The 12,708-nt window shown below is 76.5% G+C and carries 9 protein-coding genes; 6 read left to right on the top strand and 3 right to left on the bottom strand.

Annotated features, from left to right (window positions below; all coding sequences use genetic code 11):
- Window positions 1-355: 355 nt before the first annotated feature.
- The 4 genes from ACIRS1_RS30715 to ACIRS1_RS30700 all read left to right on the top strand — a co-directional run bounded on the left by ACIRS1_RS30715 (window position 356) and on the right by ACIRS1_RS30700 (window position 4,951).
- Window positions 356-1,315, top strand: coding sequence for a segregation and condensation protein A (locus ACIRS1_RS30715; RefSeq protein ID WP_402845371.1), 960 nt, complete (start codon window positions 356-358; stop codon window positions 1,313-1,315).
- 425 nt (window positions 1,316-1,740) lie between these two features.
- Window positions 1,741-2,334: an SMC-Scp complex subunit ScpB gene (locus ACIRS1_RS30710; RefSeq protein WP_387906616.1), complete on the top strand. Its 594-nt coding sequence runs from the start codon at window positions 1,741-1,743 to the stop codon at window positions 2,332-2,334.
- A gap of 62 nt (window positions 2,335-2,396) precedes the next feature.
- The gene (locus ACIRS1_RS30705; RefSeq protein ID WP_402845370.1) at window positions 2,397-3,731 is read left to right on the top strand and encodes a pseudouridine synthase; all 1,335 of its coding nucleotides are present in this window, start codon (window positions 2,397-2,399) and stop codon (window positions 3,729-3,731) included.
- Between the two features lie 236 nt (window positions 3,732-3,967).
- Window positions 3,968-4,951, top strand: coding sequence for a helix-turn-helix domain-containing protein (locus ACIRS1_RS30700; RefSeq protein ID WP_360209944.1), 984 nt, complete (start codon window positions 3,968-3,970; stop codon window positions 4,949-4,951).
- Between the two features lie 105 nt (window positions 4,952-5,056).
- On the opposite strand, the gene ACIRS1_RS30695 is transcribed toward ACIRS1_RS30700, so the two are convergent.
- From ACIRS1_RS30695 to ACIRS1_RS30685, 3 genes are all read right to left on the bottom strand, one after another.
- Complete coding sequence (locus ACIRS1_RS30695) at window positions 5,057-5,419, bottom strand: DUF952 domain-containing protein (protein ID WP_360209942.1); 363 nt, start codon at window positions 5,417-5,419, stop codon at window positions 5,057-5,059.
- Window positions 5,420-5,539: 120 nt separating this feature from the next.
- Window positions 5,540-7,087 carry a mucoidy inhibitor MuiA family protein gene (locus ACIRS1_RS30690; protein WP_360209940.1) on the bottom strand — a complete coding sequence of 516 codons (1,548 nt, stop codon included), beginning with the start codon at window positions 7,085-7,087 and terminating at the stop codon, window positions 5,540-5,542.
- 2 nt (window positions 7,088-7,089) lie between these two features.
- On the bottom strand, window positions 7,090-9,402 hold the full coding sequence (locus ACIRS1_RS30685) for a DUF4139 domain-containing protein (protein ID WP_402845369.1): 2,313 nt from the start codon (window positions 9,400-9,402) through the stop codon (window positions 7,090-7,092).
- Between the two features lie 531 nt (window positions 9,403-9,933).
- Here ACIRS1_RS30685 and ACIRS1_RS30680 point away from each other — a divergent pair.
- Both ACIRS1_RS30680 and ACIRS1_RS30675 read left to right on the top strand, forming a co-directional pair.
- The gene (locus tag ACIRS1_RS30680) at window positions 9,934-11,019 is read left to right on the top strand and encodes a prephenate dehydrogenase (RefSeq protein ID WP_387906571.1); all 1,086 of its coding nucleotides are present in this window, start codon (window positions 9,934-9,936) and stop codon (window positions 11,017-11,019) included.
- Between the two features lie 164 nt (window positions 11,020-11,183).
- A complete protein-coding gene (locus ACIRS1_RS30675) occupies window positions 11,184-12,662 on the top strand; it encodes a DUF4419 domain-containing protein (protein ID WP_402845366.1) in 1,479 nt (492 codons plus the stop codon).
- Window positions 12,663-12,708: the final 46 nt, after the last annotated feature.

The raw sequence follows: 12,708 nt of genomic DNA, 5'->3' as shown, positions 1-12,708 counted from the left end.
GGCCCTCGGGGCCCCGCCCCGGCCTCCCGGGCCGGTCCGCCCGCCCTCCGGCCCCTGACGGCCCGCTGCCGGGCGTTCCGGCGGTTCGGTGGTGTGGCCCGCGGTCCGCGGTGCTCGGGGCGCGCAGTCGGCGGTGCGGCCGCCGTCCGCTCCGCTCTGTTCCGCTCTGCTCTGCTCGTCGTCCGGTGGGCGGCTGTACCGCGGCGCCCGCGTCCGCCGGGTCGGCCGGCCGCCGCGTTCGTACGAGCTCGCGCGGGTGGTGCCCCTCGCCCGGTCCGGCGGCGGGCCCGCCGCCGCGGCGTGTCGGCGCCCCCGGGGCCGGCCGGGCGGGCGGCGCGGGTGAAGATGGACCGCCATGCCGAGCACCGCCGAACCACCCGCCACCCCCGTGGACGCGCCTGCGGGCGTGCCCCCCGAGCCGTCCCCGGACGTGCCCCCGAGGGGGTCGGGGAACGCCTCCGAGGAGGCCCCGCGGGGCGGCTTCCGGGTGCGGCTGGACAACTTCGAGGGCCCCTTCGACCTGCTGCTCAGCCTCATCGCCAAGCACCGGCTCGACGTGACCGAGGTGGCGCTGGCCACCGTCACGGACGACTTCATGGCGCACATCCGGGCGATGGGCCCGGACTGGGACCTGGACGCGGCGACCGAGTTCCTGGTCGTCGCCGCCACCCTGCTCGACCTCAAGGCCGCCCGGCTGCTGCCCGCCGCCGAGGTCGAGGACGAGGAGGACCTCGCCCTGCTCGAGGCCCGCGACCTGCTGTTCGCCCGGCTGCTGCAGTACCGGGCGTACAAGCGGGCGGCGGCCCTGTTCGGCGAGCGCTGGGCCGCCGAGCTGGCGCGGCGCCCGCGCACCGTCGGGCTGGAGCCCCGGCACGCCGAGCTGCTGCCCGAGGTGGTCCTCGGCATCGGGCCGGAGCGGCTCGCGCAGCTGGCGGCCAAGGCCATGGAGCCCAGGCCGAAGCCGGTGGTGTACGTCGACCACATCCACACCCCGCCGGTCAGCGTGCGGGAGCAGGCCGGGCTGGTGGTGGCGCTGCTCACCGAGCTCGGCGAGGCGTCCTTCCAGCGGCTCGTCGAGGACGCGCCGGACACCCTGGTGGTGGTCGCCCGGTTCCTGGCGCTGCTGGAGCTGTACCGGGAACGGGTGCTGGCCTTCGAGCAGCCGGAGGCGCTGGGCGAGCTGCTGGTGTGCTGGGTGGCCGGGACGGAACGGGGTGAGGTGGCGGTGACGGACGAGTTCGACCGGCCGGCGGGCGAGGCCGCGGCGGCGGAACGGGCCGCGGCCGCGGGCCGGGGCGAGGAGGACGGGCGCTGATGGGTTCGGGCACGGGCACGGGTACGGGCGGGAACGAGGGCGGCGGGCGGCCGGCGCGGCGCCCGCTCGGGCTGCCGGGGCGGCCGCGGGCGCAGGAGTGGCTGGAGCCGGCCTTCGAGCTGCTGCCGGAGCCGGTGGCGGCTCCTGAGCCGGAGCCGGGTCCGGTGGCGGAGTCGGGCGCGGGCGGGGCGCCGGCGCGGCTGGTGGGGACGGGCGCGGTGGGGCCGGACGGCGGGGTGCGGGTGGTGCCCCGGGCCGGTGGCCAGGCCGGGCAGCAGGTCGTGCACCAGAAGTCGGCTCCGTCGACTTCCGGTGCGTCGGCGGCGGACCGGAGCGCCGGACCGGCCGTGGCGCAGGCCCCGGCCGCCGCCGCGGACGAGGGGCTCACCGCGGCCGGGCTCAGGGCCGAACTGGAGGCGATCCTGATGGTCGTCGACGAGCCGGCCACCGAGGACCGGCTGGCCGGGGTGCTGGCGCGCCCCCGGGCGGCGGTGGCCGCGGCGCTGCGCGAGCTGTCCGCCGAGTACACCGCCCAGGGCCGGGGGTTCGACCTGCGGCTGGTCGCCGGCGGGTGGCGGTTCTACAGCCGTGACACCTGCGCCCCGGCCGTCGACCGCTTCCTGCTGGACGGCCAGCAGGCCCGTCTGACGCAGGCCGCGCTGGAGACCCTGGCGGTCGTCGCCTACCGGCAGCCGGTGTCCAGATCCCGGGTTTCCGCCGTCCGTGGTGTGAACTGTGACGGCGTGATGCGTACCCTGGTACAGCGAGGACTGGTGGAAGAGGCCGGATCCGAGCCCGAAACAGGTGCGATCCTGTATCGGACGACGAACTACTTCCTGGAACGGATGGGGCTCCGCGGCCTGGATGAGCTGCCGGAGCTCGCTCCCTTCCTGCCCGAGGTCGACGACGTGGAAGCGGAGTCCCTGGAGGGCACGATGATCGCGGAGGCGGTCGCCGCCGCTGCCGTGCAGGCCGTGGACGGCAGTGGCGAGGCCGGTCGGGCTGCGCCTGATCGGTAGGGGGCGGTGAGGTCGGCCGAAACGACCGCACATCCCAGACGGAACGACGTACGGACACTTTGATGCGTAGCAGTGGCAACGGCAGGAACAGCAGCGGCGGCGGCAGCGGTCGCGGCGGACAGGGCGGGGGCCGGGGCGGCGGCTCCTACGGAGGCGGCAGCGGCGGCGGCCGCGGCGGCTCGGGCTCGGGCTCGCGCGGAGGTTCGTACGGCGGTGGCGGTGGCGGCGGTCGCGGCGGGTCCGCGTCCGGTTCGCGGGGCGGTTCGTACGGCGGCGGTTCGTACGGTGGCGGCTCCGGTTCGCGGGGCGGCTCGTACGGCGGCGGCTCCGGTTCGCGGGGCGGTTCCGGTGCGTCCGGGCGCGACGGGCGCCGCGACGACCGCAGGGACGACCGCCGCGACGACCGCCGGTACCCGGACCGCCCGCTGCGGCCCGAGGAGCGGCGCTACGACCGCCCCGAGTACGGCGGCGGCCCCAACGCCACCCCCGCCCGCGGCGGCTTCGCCGGCCGGCGCCCCGGCCCGGCCCCGCGCCCGCGCCGTGAGGGCCAGGGCGCCCCGGGCGACCCGCGCCGTCAGCCGCAGCGCTCGCGCGAGCTGCAGGCGAAGATCGAGGACGCCGTCCTCGCCCGCCACGACAAGCCCGCGGTCAAGCTGCCGAAGACCTTCGGCGAGCCCGAGGGCGAGCGTCTGCAGAAGGTGCTGGCCCGGGCCGGCATCGGCAGCCGCCGCGCCTGCGAGGAGCTGATCGAGCAGGGCCGCGTCGAGGTCAACGGCCGACTCGTCACCGAGCAGGGCAAGCGGGTCGACCCGCAGAACGACGAGATCAAGGTGGACGGCCTGACCGTCGCCACCCAGTCGTACCTCTTCTTCGCGCTCAACAAGCCGGCCGGCGTGGTCTCCACCATGGAGGACCCGGACGGGCGCCAGTGCCTCGGCGACTACGTGACCAACCGGGAGACCCGGCTGTTCCACGTCGGCCGCCTGGACACCGAGACCGAGGGCATCATCCTGCTCACCAACCACGGTGAGCTGGCCCACCGCCTCACCCACCCGCGGTACGGCGTGACCAAGACCTACCTGGCCGCCATCCAGGGGCCGATCCCGCGTGACCTGGGCAAGCAGCTGGCCCAGGGCATCGAGCTGGAGGACGGCTACGCGCGCGCCGACAGCTTCAAGGTGGTCTCCAACGTCGGCAAGAACTACCTGGTCGAGGTGACCCTGCACGAGGGCCGCAAGCACATCGTCCGCCGGATGCTGGCCGAGGCCGGCTTCCCGGTCGAGAAGCTGGTGCGCACCCACTTCGGCCCGATCGCCCTGGGCGACCAGAAGTCGGGCTGGCTGCGCCGCCTGACCAACCCCGAGGTCGGTCAGCTGATGCGCGAGGTCGGTCTGTAGACCGCAGCCGTGCCCGCGGTCTCCACCGCGGTCTCCTCCGAGGGCCTCCCCGCCGAGTGGCGGGGAGGCCCTCGGCCGTTCGTCGGGGGTGGGCTGTGAGCCGGGCCGCACCCCTGGTCACGGCCTTGTCAGCGTCATGATCCGTGGCAGAGGATGGCCACCGGACCACCGCCCGCCCCGTGGCGGGACTGCGCCAGGTCGTGCGCCGGTGGGGGGCGAACGGGGGAGACGGCGTCGTGTCGGATGCACCACTCAGCGCACTGGGACTCGCCGAGCCGGACGGGCAGGTCTACGCGGCGCTGGTGGCCAATCCGCAGTCCACCGCGGAGGAGCTGGCCGAGAGCTGCGGCCTGACGCTCCAGCAGAGCGCGCGGGCCCTGGACCGGCTCGCGCAGCAGGGCATGGCGACCCGGGCCCCGGTGGACCGGCACCGCTTCCTGCCGGTCGCCCCCGACGTCGCGATCGGCACCCTGATAGGCCACCGGGAGTCCGAACTGCGGCACGCCCGGGCCGAGATGCACCGTCTGATGGACGCCTTCCGGGAGGCCTCGCGGTACACCGACCCGGCGCACTCGGTGGAGGTGCTGACCGGCGGCGAGGCGATCGCGCAGCGCCTGGAGCACATCACCGAGACCAGCCAGTACCAGGTCCGCGGCTTCGACCGTCCGCCGTACATCCAGGACCCGGTGGCGCCGATCCCCCTGCAGCGGCGGCGGCTGCGCGAGGGCCTGCGGCTGCGGACGATCTACGACCGGGACGCGGTGGCCTGGCCCGGGCGACTGGAGCGGAACATCCTGGCCGGGGTGGCGGACGGCGAGGAGGCGAGGGTCCGGCCGTCCCTGCCGATGAAGATGATCATGTCGGACGACCGGATGGCGATCATCCCGATCAGCGTGGGCGACAGCGTCCTCGACGCCGCGTACGTCATCCACCCCTCCGCGCTGCTCCAGGCGCTGGACACGCTGTTCGAGGCCGAGTGGGAGCGGGCCGTGCAGCTGCAGGCCGCGATCGGCACCGGCGACGCCGGGCTGGAGCCGGAGGCCGACCACCGCAAGCTGCTGGGCCTGCTGGCGGCCGGCCTCACCGACGAGTCGATCGCGCGGTCGCTCGGCTGGAGCGCCCGGACCACCCAGCGGCGGCTGCAGAGCCTGATGCGCTCGCTGGGCGCCACCACCCGCTTCCAGGCCGGGATGGCGGCCCGGGAGCGGGGCTGGCTCTGAGGGCGGGGCCCGCTCCGGGTGCGGAGCCTGGTGCGGGTGCGGGTGCGGGTGCGGGTGCGGGTGCGGGTGCGGAGCCGGGGCCGGCGCCGGGTGCGGGGCCGGGTGTCAGCTCCAGGGGGTGAGGGTGGCCCAGCGGTGGTCCGGGCCGCGCTCGACCTTCAGCAGGCCCTGGACGGCCGAGCGGTTCAGCCGTCCGTAGATGTGGGGGAAGAGCACGTCGGGGGTGGCCCCGGGCGGCGGTGCGCCGTTCGGGGCCTCCCACTTGACCATCGGCTCCACCAGCGACTCCTCGATCAGCAGCACCATCAGCGGGTCGGGAGTGTCGGCGAAGAAGGCGTTGGCCACCGCGAGCGCCGTCTGCTCGTCCGCCGAGCAGTGGATGAACCCGTCGGTGAGCAGCGACGCGGTGGCGTACGGCCGACCGGGGTCGGCCAGCCAGTCGTCCAGGGGTGCGAGGTGGAGGATCATGTTCCTGTTGTACCCGGTTTGGTCCTGAGCGGTCGTCACGAGGGGCCCGGTGTCCGGTGGGGTCTCCGGGCCGGGCCGGGCCGGCGCCCGGTGCGGCCCGGGCGCCGGCGTCCGGTGCGGTCAGAGCCCGGCGACCCTGCCGGCGGCGGAGACCTCGTACACCAGCGTGACCGTCCGGCGGGCGCCCGGCCCGAGCGGCACGTCCCAGCGGAGGATGCCCTCGGCGTCGAAGGAGTCCGGCGACGGGGAGCACTCCTCCTTGCGCAGCCGGACCTCGACCGCCGCCACCTCGGAGACCGGCACCCGCTCGCGGACCGTGACGACCTGCTCGTCCCGCTCCTCCGGACCGGAGAACCGGGACAGGTGCAGCCGCACCGTCCGGGTGGTCGTCTGGCGGCCGGTGAGCCCGGCCGTGGCCTGGCGGCTCTCGCTCTCGCGGACCACCCGGTAGCCGTCCGAGCTGCCGAACGCCAGCTCGGCCCCGGCTCCGGCCGCGGTGAAGCGCAGTTCGCCCCGGCCGGTGAAGCCGCTGCCGCGCACCAGCTCCACGGGCCCGGCCAGCAACGGGTGCCCGGCCGCGTTGCGGAACCGGACGACCTGGGTGACCAGCGGGGACAGCTCCGGCGCGCAGGCGTACTCGCTGGTGGCCGGCACGGTGAACGAGCCCAGCGGCACCCGGTGCGCCCGGCCGTCGGAGGGCACGGTGGCCGCGGCGGGTGCGGGCAGCACCCGGACCTCCCCGCCGTCGTCCACGCCCGGCACCCCGGCGGCCGGACCGAGTTCGCTGATCGTCTCCTCGCGCAGTTCGACCTCGACCGTGCGACGCTCCTCCGCGGTGCGCTCGCGCAGCACCAGGACGTCCTCGGCGACGGCCGGCGGGTCGGTGGCGAGGGCCGACCGGGCGGTGGAGAAGGTGAGCCGGACGCCCGTCCAGTCCTCGCCGGTGCGCTGCCAGACCACCGCCTCCGACTCCAGCCGCAGCTCCCCGCCGTCCAGGGCGGCCCGGTAGGAGGGGCGCCAGAGCGCGCACGGCACCAGGTGGGTGACGGTCAGCGCGCTCGGGCCGGGCTGCGCCGCCTCGACGGTGAGCTCCAGGTGGGCGACCAGCTCGGCCGGCTCCTCCTCGGCCCGGTCGAGGGCGGTCAGCGCCTGCGAGCGCTCCTCCTCCAGGCGGCGCAGCCGGGAGTGGGTGGCGCGCAGCTCCTCGCCGCGGCGCTCGCGCTCGGCGTCCACCCGGTCCAGCTCGCGGGCCCAGCGGGTGCGCTCGATCTCGCCGACCCCGGCGCCCTCGCCGACCTCGCGCAGCAGGTCGGCCGAGAGTTGGGCGAGCAGGGCCAGCCGGGCCTCCAGCCGGGTGCGGGTCTGCTCGGCGAGCCGGCTCTCGCCCTCCAGCTCGTGCAGCCGGTGGCGCAGTCGGGAGTCCTCCGGCCCCGGCGGCAGCGGGGCGCGCGGGGTCCAGGCCCGGACGATCCGGGCGTCCAGCACCCGGGTGCCGGGGGCGGCGCTCTCGGCGCGCAGGGTGCGGTCGACGGCGAGCGCGGTGAGCGGGCCGAGGCGCAGCCGCTGGATCCCGGCGGTCAGCTCGACGGTCGCCGTGCGCTCGACCTGGCCGCGGTCCTCCAGGCAGGTGACGGCGGTGACGGGGAGGGGGACGGTCGCTCCGGGCATCTTCAGTTCCTCCGGTTTCCGCCGACGATGGCCTTTCCGGCCGGGATCTTGATCTGGTAGCCGCCGTCCAGCTCGGCGCGGCCGCCGGGCGGCAGGTCGACCCGCCAGAGCCGGGTGCTGGGCGGGCACTCGGGTGTCGGGACGGCCGGGGCGTGCCAGTCGGCCCGCTCCTCGATCCGGACCTCGGCGTCGGAGGAGACCGGCACCCGTTCGCGGACCTCCACCGTGACGGCGCGGCCGAGCCGGTTCGCCAGCCGGACGTGCACCCGGTGGTCGAGCACGGTGCTGGTGTTCAGCATGCCCGCGGTGGACTCCTGCAGCTCGGTGCGGCGCGCCACCTCGATGCTCTCGGTGACGCCGACGCCGAGGCGCCGATCCCCGCCGGGGGCGAGGGTGGGCAGGGCCGCGGTGAGCAGGAACTCGTCGTCGAGGGTGACCTCGACCGGGCCGGCCAGCACGGCGCGGTCGGTCCGGTTGGCCAGCACCAGCGTGGCGTACACCTTCTCCTCGACCGCGGGGACGGTGACGTACTCGGGGCGGACGGACAGCGGGATCTCGTCGATCGTGACGGTGTGCCAGGTGCCGTCGGAGGGGATGTCGGCGGGCGCCGCGGCGTCGAAGCGGTGGTCGAAGGAGCCGGCCGACTCGCGGGGCGGGACGGCGTGGCGGGGGAGCGTCAGCCGGCGCACCCGGGCGGCGGCCGGGGAGGCGGCGGCCGGGCCCCCGTACCCGAACGGGTCCGTGCCGCCGGCCCCGTCCGCCCCGCCCGGCCGCCCGGCCCCGGGGCGCAGGGTGCCGCGCTGGGCGGCGGGCGCGTCGGGGCCGGCCAGGACGAGGGCGGGGTAGTCGAGCAGGGCGGCGTCCGGGGCGATTGCGGCGGGCGCGGCCTCCGGGGCCTCCAGGGCCTCGGCGAGGCCGCCACCGCCCGACTTGCGGGCCCGGCGGGCCTCGGGTCGCGCACCCGGGGGCGGCCCGCCCGGGGCCACCGGGGCGGGCGGCGGCGCGGACATCTGCGGCACCGGTGCGGCGACGGGTGCGGCGCCGTAACCGGCGAAGGCGGCCGGGGCGACCGGGGCGGTCGGCGGCGGGGGAGCCGGGAACGGCTCGTCGACGTCCAGGGTGCCGCCACGCGGGCTGCGGGCGGACAGGAAGTCGGCCTCCACCAGGTCGGCGGCGGCCGGGTGCGCGCCGGTCGGGTGCGCGCCGGTCGGGTGCGCTGCGGTCGGTCGACGGCCGGACGGGCCCACGGCGGGGCGCGGGCCGCCGTGGCGCGGGGACGGCCGGCCCTCGGCGGCCGCGTCGTAGCCGGTGAACAGGTCGGTCAGGCCGGTCGGGGGCTCGCGCCAGCCGGACGGCGGCGGCGCGGGCTGGCTGCGGCCGATCCGCAGCGAACCGAGCCGGGGCAGGTCGGTGCGGCGCTGGAGGTCGGCGGTGGAGAGCGCCAGCCGGACGCCGGTCCAGTCCTCGCCGGTCTGCTGGGCGACCGAGGCGCGCAGGACCAGCCGGCCGGTGTCCTCGCCCTGGCGGTAGGAGAGCCGGTAGGCGGGCACCCAGCGGGCGGCGGGGACGCCGTACTCCAGCTCGATCTCGAGCTCGAGTGGGGTGGGGGTGGTGCGGGGGGTCGCGTCCGGGGAGGTGGCGTCCGGGGAGGTGGCGTCCGTGGTGGTGGCGGAGGCTGCGGTGGTGAGGGTGAGCAGCGCGGTGACGGCGGTCCCGACCGGCCCTGCGGGGCCGGCGGTGGACGCGCTGTCCAGCCGGTCGGAGGCCAACCGGCGCTCGTGGTCGGCGAGTTCGATCTCCCGGGTGAGCTCCTCGGCGCGCTCGTGGAGCGTGGCCAGCCGCTCGTCGACGAAGTCGGCGAGCTCCAGCCAGGCCTCCGCGGGCGTCCGGCGCAGCGGCTCGTCCTCGCGGCGCTGCGGCGGCACCGCGCGCAGGGCAGTGGTCTCGTCGATCGCGGTCAGGACCAGCCGGTGGCGCTCGTTGAGCGCGCCCAGGCGTTCCAGGGCATCGTCCAACTCGCTTCGGAGCCGGGGAAGTCCGTCAGGCTCGTGGAACTCGGCGAGCCACTCCAGCCGGGCCTCGGTGACCGCCGCCCCGGCCGGGCCGCCGATGACCCGGGCGCGCAGCGAGCCGCCGTCCAGGGAGGGCGGGAGGCCGGTCAGCCGCAGTCGGCCGTCGGCCGGCACCGGGACGGTGGCCCGGCGGCGGCACACCGCGCCCTCGGCGTGGACCACGACCGAGTCCAGGACCGACGGATGGGCCGGTACCGCGGGCGGTTCCGGTTGCCCCGCCCCGCCGCTGTGCTGATCGTCCATGCGCAACCCCTTCGTTCGCGTGCCCCTGCGTGCGCTCCCGCGGGCCCCGTGGTCGGGCGCCCCGCGTGTGCGTGCCCTGCGTACTGGCGTCCTGCGTCGTTGTCCCGGGCCGTTCGTGTCCCGGGTCGGCCGTGTCCTGCGCTGCTCCTGTCCTTCGTCGTTCGGGCCTCGTGGCTCGGGCCCGGTGTCCCGCGCTCGGTGCCTCGTGGCCCGGCCCCGTGGTGCGGGCGCGGCGCCCGTGCCGCCCCCGGCGGCCAGTCTGCCCCGCTGCGGGGCGGGCGTCGCCGGATTCCCCGAGGCGGCGTGTGCGGCCGGCGGCCGTCCGCACTCACTGGGACGGGGGCGCGGGGCGGGCGGTTGCCCCTCCGGGGATCCGGCCGGGCGGCCGGGGCGGTCCCGCGGTGGCGGCGGGCGTCCGTCCGGGGGACGGGCGGTGGCGGCGGGCGTGGAGCGGATGCGAGAGGATGGCGGGACCCCGAGGGTTCGATGAGTCCGAGAGTTTCGAGAGTTCGAGAAGGAGCGCGACCCGCCATGCGCACTGCCGTCGTCGTCGGTACCGGACTGATCGGCACCTCCGCCGCACTCGCGCTGGCCGGTCGCGGGTTGACCGTCCACCTGGAGGACGCCGACCCCGACGCCGCCCGGACCGCCGCCTCGCTCGGCGCCGGCACCACCGAGCCGGCCGACGGCCCGGTCGACCTGGCGATCATCGCCGTCCCGCCCGCGCTGGTCGGCAAGGTGCTCGCCGACTGCCAGCGCCGCAACCTGGCCCGCTGGTACACCGACGTGGCCAGCGTGAAGGCCGGACCGCGCAGCGAGGTCGCCGCGCTCGGCTGCGACACCGTGCACTACATCGGCAGCCACCCGATGGCCGGCCGGGAACGCTCCGGCCCGCTGGCCGCCCGCGCCGACCTCTTCGAGGGCCGCCCGTGGGTGCTCACCCCGACCGCGGACACCGACACCGAGACGCTCAACGCCGCCCTGGAGCTGGTCGCCCTCTGCGGTGCGATGCCGATCGTGATGGACGCCGCGGCCCACGACCGGGCCGTCGCCCTGGTCTCGCACGCCCCGCAGCTGGTGTCCTCGCTGGTCGCCGCCCGCTTGGAGCACGCCGACGAGACCGCCATAAGGCTCTCCGGCCAGGGCGTCCGGGACGTCACCAGGATCGCCGCCTCCAACCCGGGCATGTGGGTCGACATCCTCTCCGCCAACGCGGGCGCCGTCGCCGACATCCTCGAGGAGGTCGCCGCGGACCTCGGTGACACCGTCACCGCGCTGCGCGCCCTGGAGGCCGCCGAGGAGGGCGAGCGCCGGGCGGGTGCGGCCGGGATCGAGGCGGTCATGCGGCGCGGGAACACCGGGCAGGCCCGCATCCCCGGCAAGCACGGCGCTCCGCCCACCCGGTACGAGACGGTGTCGGTGGTGCTCGGCGACCAGCCCGGCGAGCTGGGCCGGCTGTTCGGCGAGGTCGGCGCGGCCGGGGTCAACATCGAGGACGTCGTCATCGAGCACTCGACCGGCCAGCAGGTGGGCTTCGTCCAGCTGGCGGTGGCTCCGGCGGCGGTCAAGCCGCTCACGGCGGCCCTGCGGCACAGCGGTTGGAGCGTCCGGGACTGACGGGACTGAGCCGGTGGTCGTGGGGGCGCCCGGCGGGGTCGGGGGTCGGAGGGGCGTCCGAGCGGCCGGTCGGCTCGCCGGCTGGTCGGTTGGCAGGCCGGGGGCGGATGCGTACGTGGAGGAGGCCGAGGAGCAGCCGATGCTTCCGGCTCGGGGGGGACGGCATGAGGATCATCGACATCCCGCTCGGAGCGGATGAACGCCCGGGCGACGTGGGGGAGTTGGAAGGCGTCGGGAACGAGGCCTTCCTGGCGGCGGTGGTCGGCGGCGAGTTCACCGTCCACCACCGCAGCACCGCCTCGCTGCTCGCCCTGCCGGGGGAGCGCCGGGCGGCGGGCGCGACCGGGAGCGGGGGTACGGACACGGCAGGGGACGGGGACGGGGGCGAGGGTGAGGACGAGCCGACCTGGAGCCTGTTGCTGCGCGCCGTCCACCAGGCGTTCTGTGCGCACCTGCCGCTGAGCCTGTCACCGGACGTGCTCTGGTACGCGGTGGTGCACGAGGTGGCGGTGCACGTCCGGCTGAACGCCGAGGCGTACGCGGGGGTCTTCGGGTCCGCTCCGACGACCGCCGCGGACGCCGCGCCGGGGCCCGTCCCCGGCACCCGGCGGCCGATCGTGGTCCGCGACGACTCCCTGCTGGGGCCGGATCCCGACTGGTCCCGGTCGATCCGGCTGGTCCGGGAGCCGCTGGCCGAGGCGATCGGGGCCGAACTGGTGGACCTGTTCCAGCCGAGCTTCTCGACGACCACGCCGGACGACGTCTCCTCGGCGCTGGTCGCGCTGATGGACGCGGTGAGCCCCTACTGCGATTTCCAGTGGCTCTCCCTGTGCGGCATCCCGCGGGTCCGGCTGGAGGGCACGGCGGCGGACTGGTCGCTGCTGGCGGAGCAGGCCAGCGGGCTGGCCCGGAGGTTCACGCTGCTGGACCCGTGGTTCGCCGAGCTGCTCCCGGTGCTCGACGAGATCGCCGCCACCGCGGCCGGCGGGCCCGTCGACGAGGACTTCTGGCGGTCGCTGTACAAGTGGGAGTCCGAGTCCGGCGGGCCGTACGTGTCCGGCTGGATCACCGCCTTCTTCGCGCACACCCGGTGGAGCACCGGCCCCCGGCCGCGGACGGACTTCCGCTGGTGGGGGCGTGAGCACGTGTTCACGGAGAACGCCTTCCCCTCGCACGTCTCCCAGGTGCGGTTCGAGTGGCGGCAGCCCGCCGGTCCGCGCCGGATGGCCTTCGTCGCCGGGGTGCTCGGCGTCGAACGGGATGGCGACTACCTGCGGCCCCGGCTCGGGCACGCCGTGCTGGAGGTCCTCCGGGAGGGCGGGGACCCGGCCGCCGAGCAGGCCGCGCTGGCCGCCGCACAGCTGCCCGCCGGGTGGACGGTCGAGCGGGTGCGGCAGGTCAGCCGGGTGGACGACGCCGCCCTGCTGGCCACGGAGGGGCTCGTCGTCGACGACCTCCGGGGCGATCCGGAGCAGGCCCGGCCGGTCGCCGTGATCCGCTTCACGTGGGCCTGCCTGTTCCGGGTCGCGGACGACGAGGACTGGTACGTCGGACTGCTCGACCCGCGTCGCGGCGTCCTCGGCAGGGAGAACTCGGTCGGGCCCGACCTGACGAGCGCCCTGGAGCGGATGCACGGGTACTGACCCGGGTCGTGATCCGGGACGTGAGTCGGGACGTGACCCGGCCCGG

The organism is Kitasatospora sp. NPDC101176, assembly GCF_044768035.1.
Lineage (GTDB): Bacteria > Actinomycetota > Actinomycetes > Streptomycetales > Streptomycetaceae > Kitasatospora.
Note: the sequence above shows the minus strand (reverse complement) of the source record. Positions and strands in the feature narration are given on the sequence as shown.